At 67.0% G+C, this 15,651-nt stretch carries 15 protein-coding genes; 8 read left to right on the forward strand and 7 right to left on the reverse strand.

From position 1 onward, the window contains the following. The first annotated feature begins 46 nt into the window (after window positions 1-46). On the forward strand, window positions 47-1,027 hold the full coding sequence (locus ACOGXE_RS10515; RefSeq protein ID WP_419930864.1) for an FRG domain-containing protein: 981 nt from the start codon (window positions 47-49) through the stop codon (window positions 1,025-1,027). A gap of 262 nt (window positions 1,028-1,289) precedes the next feature. Beyond that, window positions 1,290-2,036: a DUF5131 family protein gene (locus tag ACOGXE_RS10520; protein WP_419930865.1), complete on the forward strand. Its 747-nt coding sequence runs from the start codon at window positions 1,290-1,292 to the stop codon at window positions 2,034-2,036. A gap of 366 nt (window positions 2,037-2,402) precedes the next feature. Here the strand turns inward: ACOGXE_RS10520 and ACOGXE_RS10525 are convergent, their stop codons facing one another. Further along, a complete protein-coding gene (locus ACOGXE_RS10525; protein WP_419930866.1) occupies window positions 2,403-3,080 on the reverse strand; it encodes an MBL fold metallo-hydrolase in 678 nt (225 codons plus the stop codon). 125 nt (window positions 3,081-3,205) lie between these two features. Between ACOGXE_RS10525 and ACOGXE_RS10530 the strand changes: the two genes are divergently transcribed. Then, complete coding sequence (locus ACOGXE_RS10530; RefSeq protein WP_419863634.1) at window positions 3,206-3,529, forward strand: type II toxin-antitoxin system RelE/ParE family toxin; 324 nt, start codon at window positions 3,206-3,208, stop codon at window positions 3,527-3,529. Between the two features lie 69 nt (window positions 3,530-3,598). Beyond that, window positions 3,599-3,862 carry a helix-turn-helix domain-containing protein gene (locus tag ACOGXE_RS10535; RefSeq protein ID WP_419863635.1) on the forward strand — a complete coding sequence of 88 codons (264 nt, stop codon included), beginning with the start codon at window positions 3,599-3,601 and terminating at the stop codon, window positions 3,860-3,862. A gap of 22 nt (window positions 3,863-3,884) precedes the next feature. On the opposite strand, the gene ACOGXE_RS10540 is transcribed toward ACOGXE_RS10535, so the two are convergent. Then, a complete protein-coding gene (locus tag ACOGXE_RS10540) occupies window positions 3,885-4,259 on the reverse strand; it encodes a helix-turn-helix domain-containing protein (RefSeq protein WP_419930867.1) in 375 nt (124 codons plus the stop codon). Window positions 4,260-4,396: 137 nt separating this feature from the next. Here ACOGXE_RS10540 and ACOGXE_RS10545 point away from each other — a divergent pair, with 137 nt between their 5' ends. Then, window positions 4,397-4,555, forward strand: a complete 159-nt coding sequence (locus ACOGXE_RS10545) for a hypothetical protein (protein ID WP_419930868.1) — start codon at window positions 4,397-4,399, stop codon at window positions 4,553-4,555. Window positions 4,556-4,647: 92 nt separating this feature from the next. Further along, window positions 4,648-9,633 carry a pre-peptidase C-terminal domain-containing protein gene (locus ACOGXE_RS10550; RefSeq protein ID WP_419930869.1) on the forward strand — a complete coding sequence of 1,662 codons (4,986 nt, stop codon included), beginning with the start codon at window positions 4,648-4,650 and terminating at the stop codon, window positions 9,631-9,633. Between the two features lie 28 nt (window positions 9,634-9,661). Here ACOGXE_RS10550 and ACOGXE_RS10555 read toward each other — a convergent pair whose 3' ends face one another. The 4 genes from ACOGXE_RS10555 to ACOGXE_RS10570 form a co-directional block, all read right to left on the reverse strand. Continuing rightward, complete coding sequence (locus ACOGXE_RS10555) at window positions 9,662-10,390, reverse strand: ABC transporter permease (RefSeq protein WP_419930870.1); 729 nt, start codon at window positions 10,388-10,390, stop codon at window positions 9,662-9,664. Next, complete coding sequence (locus ACOGXE_RS10560; RefSeq protein WP_419930871.1) at window positions 10,383-11,279, reverse strand: ABC transporter ATP-binding protein; 897 nt, start codon at window positions 11,277-11,279, stop codon at window positions 10,383-10,385. Before ACOGXE_RS10560 ends, ACOGXE_RS10555 begins: the two co-directional genes overlap by 8 nt. A gap of 119 nt (window positions 11,280-11,398) precedes the next feature. Beyond that, complete coding sequence (locus tag ACOGXE_RS10565; protein WP_419930872.1) at window positions 11,399-11,965, reverse strand: DUF1697 domain-containing protein; 567 nt, start codon at window positions 11,963-11,965, stop codon at window positions 11,399-11,401. Between the two features lie 9 nt (window positions 11,966-11,974). Beyond that, window positions 11,975-12,112, reverse strand: a complete 138-nt coding sequence (locus tag ACOGXE_RS10570) for a hypothetical protein (RefSeq protein WP_419930873.1) — start codon at window positions 12,110-12,112, stop codon at window positions 11,975-11,977. A gap of 132 nt (window positions 12,113-12,244) precedes the next feature. Here ACOGXE_RS10570 and ACOGXE_RS10575 point away from each other — a divergent pair, with 132 nt between their 5' ends. After that, window positions 12,245-13,984: a DUF222 domain-containing protein gene (locus ACOGXE_RS10575; RefSeq protein ID WP_419930874.1), complete on the forward strand. Its 1,740-nt coding sequence runs from the start codon at window positions 12,245-12,247 to the stop codon at window positions 13,982-13,984. 58 nt (window positions 13,985-14,042) lie between these two features. Further along, window positions 14,043-14,672 carry an MSMEG_1061 family FMN-dependent PPOX-type flavoprotein gene (locus tag ACOGXE_RS10580; protein ID WP_419930875.1) on the forward strand — a complete coding sequence of 210 codons (630 nt, stop codon included), beginning with the start codon at window positions 14,043-14,045 and terminating at the stop codon, window positions 14,670-14,672. Window positions 14,673-14,694: 22 nt separating this feature from the next. Here the strand turns inward: ACOGXE_RS10580 and ACOGXE_RS10585 are convergent, their stop codons facing one another. Beyond that, a complete protein-coding gene (locus tag ACOGXE_RS10585) occupies window positions 14,695-15,444 on the reverse strand; it encodes an SDR family oxidoreductase (RefSeq protein ID WP_419930876.1) in 750 nt (249 codons plus the stop codon). Window positions 15,445-15,651 lie beyond the last annotated feature (207 nt).

Consider the following 15,651-nt stretch of genomic DNA (forward strand, 5'->3'; position numbering starts at 1 on the left):
GCCAGATTGCTAACCAGCAGAGCGAACAGACGGAAGGACTCAAGACATGGATGCTAAAGGCGATGGGGAAACGGCCGAGAACTCAAACGATCGAACAATAGGCTCCGATGACTTTTTTGGGCCGTGGGAGCCAGCGCCAATTCAATCGTTAGACGAGTTTCTCCAACTCATCCGTGACACGTTTTCGCGCTGGAGTTCCAAAGATGTGCACTATGCCTGGCGCGGTGTTCAGAATGCGGGTTGGCCGTTACACAGCGCACTCTATCGACGGATGATTTGGACAAACCCACATCAAACATATGAAACAAGCCTAGAGAGGCTTGAGGGCAAGATCTTAGCTGATGCCAACCGTTGGGGTTTGCATTTCTTGGATCGAGCACACTTGCCGGTGTTATATCAGTTGGCGATGCTCCAGCATTTTGGTGCTCCTACCCGGCTGATTGATGTCACGTTTAATCCGCTCATTGCTTTGTATTTTGCAGTTGAGGCTAAAGAAGATACTCCAGGAACGGATACTCATGCCAGCGATGACGGCCGACTCTTTATTTTCGATGTTTCGAATCGATTAATCAATGAGTCGAATCGCATTGAGCGTCAATGGGAGCTGGTGTCCAAGAGACCGTGGCGCTCGACAGTGAAGGGCGTCAAGGATTGGAGTACTCGCTACTGGGCATGGCGTCCAGCCGCTATTGAGGCGCGATTCTCAGCGCAAAATAGTGGCTTTATCTTTGGAGGCGTGCCTAAGACGGGAAGTATAACTTGGCCAAAATCGACGTTGCCCGGTGACACTTGGGGCATTGAGACGGTGAAACGCTTCACGTCGGTACCACTCCGGCTGCACAAGCTCGAAATGAACGCTGGCCGTCCGCCACATAATCCTACAATGACCGTTCGAGTAGATGCCGATGCCAAAGTCAGGATTCGTGAAGAGCTGGGACAATGGTTTGATATCGAAGCGCGAACCGTGTTTCCCGATTATCCGGGATTCGCCGAGCGCGGAGTGTCAGGCCTAAAACGTGGCTTATAGGGGTTCGGTGACTTGTACCTTTGATTCTCCAGCAAATCGCCTTGATGGAGACTCAATCGTTGAGGCTGGGTTGGATCTGGACGGGTAGTGTGCCGCTCCTAAAGTTCATGGCGACAACCGGGTTTGGAATACTGATCGTCGAGCCAGGTCTCTAGCGAGCTGCTATATGTCTCCTTGGCGATAGCTGAGTAGAAGCCAGCGCTAGTCGTGGGATTTCCCATGTGGCCTAATGGACGTCGAACCCTGTCTCTACGGTTGAGGTGTGGCTGACAAGTCGGCGATCGAGTGGACCGAGGCGACGTGGAACCCGACCACGGGCTGCGATCGGGTGTCGCCGGGCTGCGACCGCTGCTATGCGCAGACCCTGGCCAAGCGGCTCAAGGCGATGGGGTCGCCCAAGTACCAGAACGACGGCGACCCGGCGACGAGCGGGCCGGGCTTCAAGCTCACCTTGCATCGGTCATCGCTCGACGTGCCTCGACGCTGGAGCGCACCCCGCCTCGTGTTCGTGGACTCGATGAGCGATCTCTTCCATGACGATGTGCCGCCCGAGTTCATCGCGCAGGTCTTCGAGGTGATCCGCCAGACGCCCCAGCACACCTACCAGGTGCTCACCAAGCGAGCGCAGCGGCTGAGCCGGATCGCAGGCGATCTCGACTGGCCGTCGAACCTGTGGATGGGCGTGAGCGTGGAGACTCGCCGGTACGCCTTCCGCATCGATCACCTGCACAAGGTGCCTGCAGCGGTGAGGTTCGTGAGCGCCGAGCCGTTGCTCGGCCCGCTCGGCGAGCTCGATCTGGCAGGCATCGACTGGGTGATTGCCGGCGGCGAGTCCGGTGCCGGCGCCCGGCCCATGGAGCTGGAGTGGGTCACCGAGCTGCGCGACAGGTGCACGGCGGCGGGCGTGGCGTTCTTCTTCAAGCAGTGGGGAGGCAGGACGCCCAAGGCCGGCGGTCGGGAGCTCGAGGGCGAGGTGTGGAACGAGCTGCCGGCGGGGGTGGCGAGCTAGCTGGAGGCAGTTCTCAGCCGAGTCTCGGCGCAGAGCGGGTATCCGCTGATCTGGGCGGGTTCAGAATTGCGTTGCCAAGGCCGCGGGAATGCCAATACTGTGAGCGTCGTAAGCCCCTCGTCGGCCTCTCGTTGAAGCTGCTTGGGGCAGAATTTGGGGGGCGACGTCAACTGTGGCGGCGCCCCCCGATTGCTTTCCCTACGAGAGTTCGGTTACGCCGCCGGCCGAGCGCTCTGCGGATCCGAGCTGACGGTAGGCAGCACGCGAGCTTCGGCTGAAGCCGTTTTTCCGATACCGTGAGGGCACCCCACCGGGGCGCGTAGCCCCGGTCCGACGGCCCCGACTTCGGTCGGGGCTGTTTAGCGTCTAGGCCTCGAATGCCTGGGGGTCGTGGCTGAAGTGGGCCCGGGCTGGGTTCAGGGAGCGCAGCCGGGCAACGGATTCCAGGCCGACGGAGTGCCAGGCAGAATCGTGCATGTCGTCTGCAGTTGTTGTAGCCGCGGCGAACTCTGCGCACGAGTAGCAGGCCTGGCCGACGACGATCTCGAGGCCTCGTTTCGTCTGCACGGCGATCGAGAGGTGGCCGGGGGAGTGGCCTGGGGTATGCAGCACTCGGACTCCGTCCGCAATCAGCTCGCCGTCAGCGGCGAGTCGGAGGCGGCTCGGCTCGATGTGAGCCCACTCGGGCACCGTGTAGCGCTCGGTGGTCGACACCCGCAGCTCAGCTTCGGTGACCCAAACCGGGGCGTGGCCGAGGAGATGGTTCTGGCCGCAGTGGTCGAAGTGCAGATGCGTGTTGACCACCGCGGCAACGTCACGCTCATCGAACCCGGCGGCGGCGAGCACGCTCGTGATCACCGCCACGTCCGGCGCATATAACTCGTCGATGAGCGGGTGGCCGGCCCTCGGGCCGGTGTCAACCACGATGACCCCGTCGGGGTGATCGATGACGTAGCAGCAGATCTCGCAGATTTGCTCCGCGGCTCGTGGGTGGCTCTGCGGCAGGCTCATGCGGCCGAGCCGGAGCTGGTGGACAGCAGTCATTGCGCTGCAATTGTCGACGAATCGTGACCCCGTCACGTCAACCATCGCCCAGAGTGCCCGCCTAGGCCTTCGCATCGCCAAAATCGCTTTGCTGGCATTATCGCAATAATGCGATTATCCTTCCCGTGGCAGACGTCGAGATTCACGACGAGGTAGCGGAGTGGCTCAATCAGCTCAACGAAGCCGACTGGCACCGCGTCGTCGTGATCATCGACAGGCTTGCCGAACTGGGCGCAATGGCACGAATGCCGTTGTCGCGAAGTCTCGGCGGCGGTCTGTTCGAGCTGCGGTTCACGCTCGGGCCGACATCCCGACGCATTACGTACCGATTCACGATGGACGGTCGCGTAGTGCTCCTGACGACGTTTCGCAAACAGCGCGACAACGAGCGCATCGAGATCGCTCGGGCGCGTCGTGTTGCCGCCGAGTGCGCGGGTAGCGATCCGTGAGGGAGCCGGGCTGTGGCTAATCGATCTCGTTGGGAGGATGTCAAGGCGGGTCGCGGTGAGCCTTCTCCTGTGACGCGTGCCGCCGTCGAGCAGGATCTCGCCCTGGGTCAGCTCATTCACGATCTCCGGGTGCAGGCGGGTCTGAGCCAGCGGGAGCTCGCCGACCGCATGGGCACTACGCAGTCGGTGATCTCCCGCCTGGAAGAGGGCGGCGGCGCACGCAATCGGATCGACACCCTCGCCCGTGTGGCGTCCGGGCTAGACCGACATCTCGTGCTGTCATTTCCCGCAGAACCGCCCGGCCAGCTTCACGACGCAGTGCAAGTCGCCTGAACCTTCCTAGGTATCGCTCACGTCAGCCGGCGACGAGTTGCTGGACCCGTTGGTGGGACACGCCCAGCAGACGAGCCGCATCACGGCGTGAAACACCGGCATCGGTGAGGCGCAGCGCTGCGGCGCGTTGACAAGCCAGGTAGATCTCGTGGGCCTCCAGTGCCTGGTCGCGCAGGCGTACGAGTTCGTCGACATCGACGTCCGCAACGTCGATGCGCTCGTCGAGCTCCACAGCGGATTCGGGGACATCGACGGTGACAGCAATGGCCTCGCGGGCATTCGTTGCCGCTTCGTCGAGGTTCCGGCCGAACGTGTGAACGTCGGCCATGCCGTCGATGTCGACGAGCCAAGCGTTGTCGCCGGGGTCGCGCCGGTACGTCACTGCGTAAGTGGTCATCGCCTCAACTCGTCGTCGATAATGTGTCAACCGCACTAGACAGACTAGTTGGCACCCGATCTTGCAGGGCATTCATCCCGGCATTGGATCGGGCCGCGGCTTCCCTGAGGGGCGCAGCGAACAGGAGGACTCTGCTGATGCCGAGCACCAAGAAGTTCAGCGAATTGCGGGACGAGGCACGTCGCGATCCCGAGCGCGCCCGGCGGATCGAAGAGGCCAAGCTGCGAGCTCTGGCGGAGTTGCGTCAGGACGACCGGGCGATCTTCCCACGGCGGAGGATGCCGAACTCGAGCTAGCGCAGAGGCCGCCGGTGAGCGCTGTTTGACGGGGGAGTGGTTAGGGGTTCTGTCCCCTGGCTGTCTAGTAGTGGTAACTACAATCAGTCTGAATGGGGGCCGTTGCTGCGTGGTGGGGCCGCGGGTCGCGGTTGTTGAGGGCTGGGGCTGCGGTGTTGGTGGGGGCGGCGGCGGTGTTGGGACCGCTGGCGCCGGCCATGGGTGCGTCGCCGGAGCTGCAGCTACGCGACGATCCCGAGGCGGTGGAGCTGGGCGACATCACCGACGAGGCCAAGACCGTTGTCAACAGCACGATCGACGACGCGGCGGGCGGTGTGGAGCGGTACCAGTTCGAGCTGTCGTCGCCGAAGTCGGTGGAGGTGGTGCTGCGGCTGCTGACTGCCAACGCGGACGTGTACTTGGAGAGCGCCGAGGGCGATCTGCTGGGCTCGGGCGTCGAGCTCGGGCGTTCTGATGAGCGGTTCAGCATCACCTTGGCGGCGGGCACCTATGAGGTGCGGGTGGAGTCCTCCAGCCCCGTGCGGTACCGCATGAAACTGAAGCTGTCCGAGCCGGTGGGGGAGCCCGTCGGCGGGACGTCCACAGACTCGTCGGAATCGCCCGCCGACAGCCGCACGGACCTGGGCACCGAGACGGATCTGGGCACTGGCACGGACCTTGTCGAGGCGTGGACGGCGGTGCTGGACGTGGGGGCGACCGACGGCACGGTCGGCTACTCGCGCTGGGCGAATTTCGGCTCGCTGACCTCGGAGAGCTTCGATGTCGACGGGTCGTCCTATGGGGTCATCTTGCTCGCGGAGCTCGCCGGCGGTCTGTATCTGGGCCTGCGCAGCTCGCTGGACACCGAGTTCGTGCTCGAGATCGACGGCGAGCAGTTCGTCGGCTCGCAGAGCCAGGTGCCCGCCGGGCTGCCGCTGCGCGGCACGTACTGGTGGCCCTCCGACGGCCTGCTGTCAGGCTCGGTAGGCGACGCGCTCGACGTGTCGCTCAGCGCTGGCGCCGACGCCCTCCCCGAGCGGGGCACGGCGCCGCCGGGCGCGTGGTTCTCCCGGGTGCCCGACGCGCACGACGGATCGTCGCAGTTCACGCTGCGCCTCAACTTCGACGAGGACGACGTCGGCGTCGTCTCGGGATCGCTCGCCGATGCGCTGACGGTGACCGGCGGATCGCTGGCGGCCGTGTCGGAAGTAGCGCCCGTCGGCAAAACCTGGGAGCTCGCCGTGACGCCCGACGGACCCGGCGACGTGACCGTGACGCTCGCCGCGCCAGCCGACTGCGCGTCGGCCGCCTCGGTGTGCTCCGCCGGCGGGCGCATGCTGCGCAACTCTCCCCAGGCCAACATCGGAGGGCCTGGGGCCACAACGCGACTGGCGTCGCTGACTGTGGGCTCGCTCGCGCTGTCACCCGCATTCGATCCCGAGGTGACGTTGTACTCGGCGACCGCGCCGGCGGGAACCCAGCAGATCACGGTGGAGGCGGGTCCCGCCAATTCCTCATCGGTGGCGACCGTCTCGCCCGCAGACGCAGACGCCGTCGCCACGGGGCACCAAGTCGCACTCGCGCAGGGCGCGCAGACCGTGATCGCAGCGACCGTCGTCGCCGCCGACGGCGCCGAGCGGACCTACTGGGCGGTGGTCGACGTCCCCGGAGCGGGTCCCTCAGAGCAGGGCTCGGAGCCGCCGAAGCTGAACGGCCTCGCCGTCGACGGCGTCGACGACCTGGGATTCGATCCCGCAACCACCCGCTATGAGACCACCGCTGACCCAGACGCCGACACCGCCACGATCATCACCGGCCTGCACGACACTGACGCCACCGTGCAGGTCATCACGTTGCACGGTGACGACCCGACCCTCACCCCGGACCTCGACGACGGTGACCCGGTCGAAGGCGGCCACCAAGCTCCCCTCGCCGCCGACGGCGACACGTTGGTGCTGGTGATCGTCACCTCCGCCGACGGGCTGCGCCAGCGGGCCTACGTCATCCTCATCAGCCAGCAGGCATCAGGCGGAACCCCGCGCTACTCCCAGACGCCCGGCAAGCAATCGCAGGTCAGCCTCGAACCAGGACGGCTGCGGTCCTCCGGCATCTTCACCCGCCACACCAACCTGCCCACGCTCGACAGCATCACGCTCGCCGACACCACCCTCAGTCCGGCGTTCGCCGCAGGCACCACCGCCTACACCGCAGAAGTCGCGGCCGACGTCGCCACTGTCACCGTCAACGCCACCGCCCCCGCAGGCACCACCTACATCGTCACCCCAGCCGACGCCGACGACATCACCGACGGCCACCAGGTCAACCTGGCCGAGCCCGGCCCCGACGGCGTCCCCACCCAGACCGTCATTGCCGTCATCGCCCGCAACGCCCAGAACGCCGTCAACGCCTACATCATCACCGTCGCCCGCGACAGCCCGCTCTCGGCGATCCTCCCCGCAGGCTGCGAGCTCGAACATCTGCAAGATCAAGGCGACGGCACGCTCACAGCGTCGGGCCGCTTCGTGCCGAGCTGCACGTCGCTCTTCGAGTATCCGCAGTGGACCAGCCATCTCCCCGCTGGGATAACGACGACCGGGAACGCGCACTTCTACGAATTGACGCTGCCACGGATCAGCGACGTGACGATCCGTCTCGATACCAGGCAGCCTGGGCACGCGGACTGGTGGACGACCAGCACCCACACCGTGGTGCGCTCCTCTGACGGCACGCAGCTCGCGCACTACTTCGATCACGTCGACTACGACAACGACGAGTGCCTCGCGTACTTCGACATCCCGTGCCCCGATCACGGGCGCCTCAAGGCGACGCTGGAGGCGGGCACCTATCTCATCGAGGCCATCCAGCACTACAGCCTTGACGGCCGCCAGCGGCTCTTCAGGATCGATGTCGCGGTGAGCGACTACGTCGGCTCCTCGGCGCCGCTGCTGGCCTCGTTGACCGTGGACGGCAGCTCGGTGCCGTCGTTCTCGTCGGAGACCTTCCTCTACGAGATGGATCGCCCCGGCGCGCAGGTGACGGTGGCGGCCGAGGCGAAGGCCGCAGATCCGGCGTTCGGGGTTGCGATCTCGCCGGCCGATGCCGACACGAACACGGCAGGCCACCAGATCGACGTCGCCGAGCACGGGCTGACCGAGGTGACGGTGTCGGTGTCCGATGACGTGACGGGATATGTCCACGAGTACAAGGTGGTGCTGTCGGGCGATCACTCCGCCGATGTGAGCTCGACGGGGGCGGTGTCGGTCGGCGGCAGCACCCGGGCGCGGGTCGACTTCGCCAACGACCGGGACTGGTTCGCAGTGGATCTGGTAGCCGGCACGGCGTACGTGATCGAGCTGTTGGGGGTCGACAGCCCGCCGGGCACGCCCGCCTCCGGCACGCTGGAGGATCCGAAGATCTGGGGCATCACGCTCGAAGACGGCACCGCAGTGGCGAACACCTCCGACGACAGCAGCGGTACTGGCAACAACAGCGCCGTGTGGTACCGGCCCACCGCTTCGGGCAAGTACTTCGTGATCGCCGGCGCGGCGGCGTCGGGTCTGGGCATCTACAACCTGGCGGTGAGCGAAGTGGTCGACGACTTTGCGGCCAGCACGTCCACGACGGGCGTGGTCACGGTCGGCGGGGCTGCCGCTGTGGGCGAGATGGAGATCGGCGACGACCAGGACTGGTTCGAGGTCACCCTGGCGGCCGGGCACAGCTACTGGTTCATGGCCAAAGGCGCCTCGACCGGCCGGGGGACGCTGACCGATCCCCACCTGTACGGGGTGTTCGACAGCGCCGGCACGCTGGTTGCGGACACCGCCGACGCTGATGGCGGCGTGGGCACGGATGCACAGGTGGTGTTCGAGCCTGCGTCTGCCGGCTCCTACTACGTCGCGGTGGGCACCGGCAACAGCGGGCGGGGCACCTACGAGCTGACGGCCGGCGTCGACGACTATTCAGCCGGCACCGCTACCAGCGGCACGGTTGCGGTGGACGGGGGAGCGACGTCTGCAGAGGTGGACTACCGCGGCGACCGGGACTGGCTGGCGGTGACCCTGGCGGCGAACACGACCTACTGGCTGGAGGTGCAGGGCGCCCCGAGCAAGAACGGCACGCTGGCCGACCCGCACCTGTACGGGGTGATGGACAGCGTCGGGACGATGGTCGCGGACACTGCTGATGCCGACAACGGCCACGGCGCGGACGCCGAGCTGATCTTCGAGGTGTCGACCGCGGGCACCTACTACATCGATGTCGGGTCTGGCGAGGTGGGCACCTACCAGGTGTCGGTGACCGACGTGAGCGCCGGGTTCAGCGACGACTTTGCGGGCGACGCCACGACTGCCGGCACGGTCGCCGTGGGCGGCAGCGTGGACGGGCAGGTGCAGTACCTGGGCGACCAGGACTGGTTCGCAGTCACCCTTGAGGCCGACCAGGAGTACTTCGTGTGGCTCGACGGCCGCGGGCGCCGCCGGGGCACCCTGCCCGATCCGCACCTGTACGGGGTGATGGACAGCACGGGGACGCTGGTAGCCGGCACGAGCGATGCCGACTCCGGCGCGGCGCTGGACAGCTTCTTGCTGTTGACGGTGGACACCGGCGGCACCTACTACATCGCAGCGGGCTCGGCCGGGGGCGAGCGGGGCACCTACCGGGTGACGGTCGTCGAACGGCCGCTGGTGAGCGTCTCGGAGCCGCCCGGTTACGGCACCGACCATCCCGACGGCGCGCGCACCCACGCGTATGTGGCGCTCGACGACACCGCGTTCGGACACGTACCCCCAGGGGATGCGGACTGGTACTGGGTGTATCTGGAGGAAGGCCAGCGATACCAGTTGGAGATGTGGAGGGTTACCTACCCGTGGAGCGACTGGCGTTGGGACGGACGCGTCCCCCGCATGCGGCTGCGTGACGACGACGGCAACAGGCTGGACGGCATGTCCGAAGACGACCTTACGGATTTCTATGGTGACCGGCGCTTTTACACCGCCGAGCGCACCGGTATGCACCTGCTGGAGGTGTGGAGCGAGTGGAGATTCGGGGACGGCGCGTACTTCAACTACGACCTCGATTTCACTGAGGCCAGCGACGAGTAGCCGGGCGGTTCGCGTTTCGGCCGCTGGGTTACTCGCCGAGCCAGTCCTTGGGCTTGTCGGCTCGGAACTGCCACAGGGTGACGGCGATGAACAGGGCCGTGAACCCGAGCAGCATGGCGATGGCGCGGCCGAAGCCCTGCTCGCCGGCGAGCACGCTGCGGTAGGCGTCGATTGCCCAGTACACGGGGCTGGCGGGGGCGATGGCCTGCACCCAGCCCGGCAGTGTGGTGATCTGGGCGATGGCGCCGCCGGCGCCTGCGACGGCCATCGTGCCCAGCATCGAGGCGGCGTTGAGCTGCGACATGGTGCGGCACAGCGAGGTCATCGCGATCGCCAGGGTGACGTAGGCGGCCGCGCAGGCCAGCGCCGTGATGATGAGCTGGGCCGCGCCGCCGGGCACCTCGAGGCCGAAGGTGGCGATGCCGACGGCCACCAGCAGGAGCTGCTGGGCGGCGGTCACGGCGAGCATGGGGATGGCCTTGCCGGTGACGATCTCGATCGTGCGGATCGGGGCGATGCGCAGCCGGTCCCAGGTGCCCCATCCGTGCTCCCGGAAGAACGAGAACCCCATCGATCCGGTGCCCAGCAGCGCGAACAGCGAGGCCAGGGCGGGCACCGAGTGCGCCGGCCCGCCGATGAGCGCGTCGGACACGAAGAACAGCAGCACGCCCGGCATGCCGACCAGCACGAACAGGGGGAAGGGGTCGCGGCGCAGCAGGCGCAGCTCGTTGCGGGTGACGAGGAGGGTTCTAGACATCGGCGGTGCTTCCGGGGGTGACTTCTGCCGTGCTGCCGGCGGCGCTGTTGCCGTCGGCGCCGCCGATCACCCGCTCGTACAGGCGGCGGACCGAGGGCCGCTCGACGACCACTTCGGCAATCTGGTCCTGGTCGACCGAGTTGATCGCCGCCAGCAGGTCACGGTCGTCGAACGACACCGTCTCGCCGCTGCCGAGCGTGATGACCGTGGCGGGGTCGGCGACGGCTGCGAGCAGGTCGGCGAGCGACCCGGCCGCGACCCGCCGGCCGTGGTCGATGATCACCAGCGAGTCGCACGCCTCGTCGGCTTCCTCGAGGTAGTGGGTGCTGAAGATGACCGCCGTGCCCTGGGCCGCCAGCCGGCGGATGCCGTCGATCACTCGCCGGCGGGCAGCGACGTCGAGGCCGGCCGTCGGCTCGTCCACCAGCAGCAGCCGGGGCTCGTGGATCACGGCGGTCGCCAGGTGCACCAGCTTCTGCTGGCCCACGCTGAGGTCCTTCACCCTGCGATCGGTCAGCGGGCCGAGATCGAAGAGTTCGACGATCTTGCTTGTTGCAGTGGTGAGCGAGCCGCCCCGCAGGCCGTAGAGACCGCCGAAGTAGGAGAGGTTGTCCGACACCCGCAGCGACAGGTACAGCGCCGTCCGCTGGGCCGCGTACCCGACCATGGCGCTAACCGGCGGCGAGTTCGGCGCCAGCCCGTCGACGGCGATCTGCCCGCCGTCGGGCTGCAGCAGGCCGACGATGCAGCCCATCGTGGTGGTCTTGCCGGCGCCGTTGGGGCCCAGCAGGCCGACCGTCTCCCCAGGCGCAACCGAGAACGACAGGTCGTCGACGGCGACGATCGAGCCGTACCGCTTGGTCAGCGACTCGACCTCCAGCAGCGTCACGGCCGACAGTCTGGCCGCCCAGCCCCGTCAGCCAACGCCGGGAGGCGGGAATGCGGGACCGAAACCCGAGCCTCGGTTGAGGCAGCGCTTCCCTGAGACTCGAACGTCGGGCGGGACGGCTAGAGCTTGGCGGCGATGCGTTCGAGCGTGTTCCAGTTGCGGGCCGTGGCGGTCACGTCGAGATGCCGTTCGAGGTGCGAGTACGACAGACGCAGCGCCTTGATGCCATCGGGTGCCCAGACGTATGCCTCGGTGCCCTTGACGTGGACGACCTCGGGGCTGTGGTCGGCGTCGACGAGCTCACGGACGGCTGCGGGGCTCGGTTTCGCTGACAGGAAGTTGACCAGGTAGCGGGACCCGTCGTCGGCGACGTGGCCGAGTGGGTTGCGCTCGAGGATGGCTTCGATCTCGGCGGCGGTGCGGGCCGCGCAGGGCACGTTCACGTCGAATTCGTCGGCCAGGAGTTGTTGGACGGCGGCGGCCACGGCGGCGGCGCTGGGTTGGTCGGGTTGGTCGGGTTGGTCGGCGGTGATCTCGGCGGTGACGATGATGTTGCCGCTCTGCAGGATCGTGACGGGATCGCCGTAGCCGGCCTCGGCCAGCTTCGGGCGCAGCTCGGCCATGGGAACCCGGTTGTGCCCGCCGACGTTGATGCCCCGGGGGAGGACGACGCAGCGGGTGCTCACGGGGCCGGCTCAGCCGGACTCGCCGGCGAGGCGATTGAGAATGCGGCTGTGGCGATTCATGGACGCCGCAAGTCGTTGCTGGAAGGTGTCGTCGGTGCGGCAGGCGCCGGCGGGTTGCTCGTGGGCGCTGCGGTGTGCCTTGGCCATGGGAGAACGGTAGGGCAGTGGCGGCTTCTGGTCCGCATCGTTTTGGGGCGGAGCCCGCACGGCGGCTTGCAGGTCACCGCTGCGGCGCCAGCTCGGAAGAACTTGTCACACCCCTCTCCTACGTTGGCCGCCATGAACCCCGCCGTACGAAACCGACCGGTCGGCGGCCGGCGGCCCTCGCCCCGCTCGTCTGTCGGCGGTGCCTGTTTGGTGGAGCTGCGTACCCGGCTGGCACGAAGCTGTGAGGCCGAAGGGAGCGGCGACGACAACGGTTTGGGCAGCGATGTCGCCGGTGCTCGGAGCGTCCGTGATGCTGTGGATGCCGCAGTGAGCCCGCTGGCTGGCACCGGTCCGCTGGTCGGTGCGAGGGCGGCTCGGTCTGTTGACGATGGGGATCTGGTGTGGTGCGCGCAGGCGGTGCAACGGGCGATCAACGTGCTCGAGGGAGCACGCAGTGCGCTTGCGGCCGAGGCCTCACGGCGCCAGTTGCATGCGCGCCGTGGGGAGGCCTCGGCGGCCGAGACGCTGGTCAATGCCACTGGGGTGGGAGGCGCGTTGGCCCGACGTGTCGAACGCGAGGCAGAGGTTCTGGATGCTCAACCGCAGGTGGCCGAGTCCTTGGGGCACGGTGCGATTAACGCAGAGCAAGCTGCCCTGGTTGCCGCGGCCGAGGTCCCCGACGAGGTGCGAAGGGACCTGTGCAAGCAGGCTCGAAACCAGACAGCCGACGAGACACGGAAGACCGTGCGCGCCGCCGAAGCCGCGTGGCGACGCGAGAGCGATGCGCAGCGGCAGGCTCGTCAGCGCGCAGCGAGGTCGGCCTCGATGTGGATCGATCCCGACAACGGCATGTGGCACCTGCGTGCGAAGTTCGACGCGCTGACTGGCGACGCAGTCAACCGACTCTTGGTGAGCGCTATCGAGCGGAATTGGCGCAGCGACAAAGAGCTGCCTGAATCGAAGCGCCGCAGCGTTCAGCAGCGTGCCGCCGACGCGCTCGCGTGGCTGATCACGGCCGCCGGCGCCCAAGGTGCGACACGAGCGGACGGAAGCGCTGCTACCGCCAGCGCTGGCCAACGGGCTGGTTCCTTGCCTCGCGAGGTCGCTGCGGCGGCCAGAGCTCCAAGCGCAAACAGCGCTTCCCATGAGCCCGCGTCGGCTGCCGGCTTCCCTAGAGCGGGGCTCGCGTCCCGCGATTCCGGAAACGTCGTCGGCGGGGGCACGGGAGACGACGTCTGGATCGTGCCGAATCCAACGCAGATGATCGTGCTCACCACGCTGGACAATCTGCGTGGCGGCTCGAGCGAACGAGCTACGGCCGCGGGCGCCAATGGCGAGTCGCCGTCGCTCGCGCGTCCATTGTCGGCAACGCCAGCTGCTCAGTCCACGGACGTGGCGTCGAGGCTGGCGATGGACCCGTTGGCAGTTCCCGGCGTTGCGGGCATCACCGAGAACGGCACCGTGCTCGGCGCCGCCGATCTGCGCAGAATCGCCTGCGATACCCAGATCATCCCGGTGGTGATGGGCGGCCCGAGCGAAGTGCTTGACGTTGGACGGGCCAAGCGCACCATTACGCCGGCCTTGCGTCGGGCATTGATTGCACGCGACCAACGATGCGTATGGCCCGGCTGCGATCGAGCGCCCGTTCACTGCGACGGGCATCACCTCCAGCACTGGCTCGACGACGGGCCGACCAGCCTGGACAACTTGGCGCTGCTCTGCCACAGCCACCACCACCGGTTGCACGAATACAACCTGGTGCTGCACCCGCCGACCGGCCCCGCTCCGCCCGGGGATGGCTGGACTGTCACACAGGCCGCGCCCCGCAAGGCATGCACGCCGGTCCGAGATCACACTCGACAGAACCGTTGAGCAGCTGGCAGAGGGAATCCGGCAGGGGGAATACTGAGACCAGGGAAGGGGACGAGCGATGAACGGACAGGTCAGCGACCCGGCAGGGCTGCGGGAGATTTACCGTCAGCCATCCAAGCTGGTGGCGAACAAGACCGCACCCAAAATCGATGCCGAGTCGGCCCGATTTCTGGCGATGTCGCCGCTGTGCGTGCTGGCCACGCACGGGCCGGGCGGTACCGATGCCTCGCCTCGAGGCGGGCCGCCAGGGTTTGCCCGGGTGCTCGATGGCGGCACACGCCTGGCGTTCGGCGACCTCAGCGGCAACAACCGCCTCGACTCCTACACGAACCTGGTCGAGAACCCCCAAGTCGGCCTGATCTTCTTCGTGCCCGGCACCGACCACACCGTCCGGGTCAACGGCGCCGCCTCACTGACCACCGATCCCGACGTCTGCGCTGCCACCGCAGTCGGCGAGCGGGTGCCCAAAGCAGCGGTAGTTGTCGATGTCGATGAATGCTTCGTGCACTGTGCGAAAGCGCTCTTGCGGGCAAGCATCTGGGACACCTCGACATGGCCGGACGCCGACGTGCCCACGCTGGGCAACATCATCGCCTGCCAGCACGACCTGGGAGTCGAGGCCGAGGTCATCGACCGCAACGTCGACACCAACTACACCGAGACCATGTGGGAGAGCGGGGGCTCCTAGGAATCGTCAGGCCGAGCAGTCGCTAAACGGTGCGGAGCGTCTCGGTGTTGCCGTCCACGCTGAGGATCTGTCCGGAGACATAGCGGGCGGCATCCGAGAGCAGCCAACAGCAGGCCTCGCCTATGTCGGCGCCAGTGACCAACGTGTGCAGCGAGACCTGGGCGGTGTAGCCGGCCTTGATGGCTTCGGGTGTGGTCCCGGTGGCGGCGGCCTCCCGCTCGATGACGCCATCCATGCGCGGGCCCTCCACGGTGCCGGGGCACACGGCGTTGACCCGGATGCCGCGCTCGCCCAGCTCCATCGCCCAGGTCTTGGTGAGACCTACCACCGCCCACTTCGAGGCCGCATAGGGGCTGCGCAGCGGGTAGCCGAAGATGCCGGCTGTGGAGACGATGTTGACGATCGAGCTGCCGACGCCGAGCAGCGGCACGGCGGCGGCGGTGCAGCGGAACGTGCTGCCCACGTTGACCTGCACGCAGTCGTCGAACGCTGATGGGTCGAGGTCTTCGACCCGGCCGGTCGGCCCGGCGATGCCGACGTTGTTGACCAGCCCGTCGATGCCGCCCATGGCGCTGGCCGCCGCCTCGAACAGCCGGGCCACGTCAACCTCGTCGGCGACGTCGTAGTAGCCGTCGGCGTGGGTACTCCGGTCGATGTCGACACCGAATACCTGGGCCCCGTAGCGACGAGCAGTGTCGGCAATGGCTGCGCCGATGCCGGCGCCCGCTCCGGTCACCACGATCCGCTTGCCTTCCAACATGTTCGGCGGCATGGGCAGCACGCTACGAGCCGCTGAGTACCTGTCTTGGCCTGCCCGACCGGTACCGATCCGTCTGCACCTGCCCTGGCTGGTCCAACCGATGCCGATCTGCCCGCGCGCCCTGACAGTCGGGGATAGTCCGCTCGACAAGGGCGAGACCAACTGTTCCCGACGGCGTCATAGGGTGGCCGCGTGCGGCTCCGTGAGTGCGTCTCGAGT

The organism is Candidatus Poriferisodalis sp. (assembly GCF_965208555.1).
In the GTDB taxonomy this organism is placed as follows: domain Bacteria; phylum Actinomycetota; class Acidimicrobiia; order Acidimicrobiales; family Poriferisodalaceae; genus Poriferisodalis.

Coding starts and splice junctions, on each gene's coding strand:
- ACOGXE_RS10580 (WP_419930875.1), top strand. CDS start 14,043: ATGAACGGACAGGTCAGCGACCCGGCAGGGCTGCGGGAGATTTACCGT.
- ACOGXE_RS10515 (WP_419930864.1), top strand. CDS start 47: ATGGATGCTAAAGGCGATGGGGAAACGGCCGAGAACTCAAACGATCGA.
- ACOGXE_RS10540 (WP_419930867.1), bottom strand. CDS start 4,259: ATGACCACTTACGCAGTGACGTACCGGCGCGACCCCGGCGACAACGCT.
- ACOGXE_RS10525 (WP_419930866.1), bottom strand. CDS start 3,080: ATGACTGCTGTCCACCAGCTCCGGCTCGGCCGCATGAGCCTGCCGCAG.
- ACOGXE_RS10585 (WP_419930876.1), bottom strand. CDS start 15,444: ATGCCGCCGAACATGTTGGAAGGCAAGCGGATCGTGGTGACCGGAGCG.
- ACOGXE_RS10550 (WP_419930869.1), top strand. CDS start 4,648: ATGGGGGCCGTTGCTGCGTGGTGGGGCCGCGGGTCGCGGTTGTTGAGG.
- ACOGXE_RS10555 (WP_419930870.1), bottom strand. CDS start 10,390: ATGTCTAGAACCCTCCTCGTCACCCGCAACGAGCTGCGCCTGCTGCGC.
- ACOGXE_RS10545 (WP_419930868.1), top strand. CDS start 4,397: ATGCCGAGCACCAAGAAGTTCAGCGAATTGCGGGACGAGGCACGTCGC.
- ACOGXE_RS10575 (WP_419930874.1), top strand. CDS start 12,245: ATGAACCCCGCCGTACGAAACCGACCGGTCGGCGGCCGGCGGCCCTCG.
- ACOGXE_RS10570 (WP_419930873.1), bottom strand. CDS start 12,112: ATGGCCAAGGCACACCGCAGCGCCCACGAGCAACCCGCCGGCGCCTGC.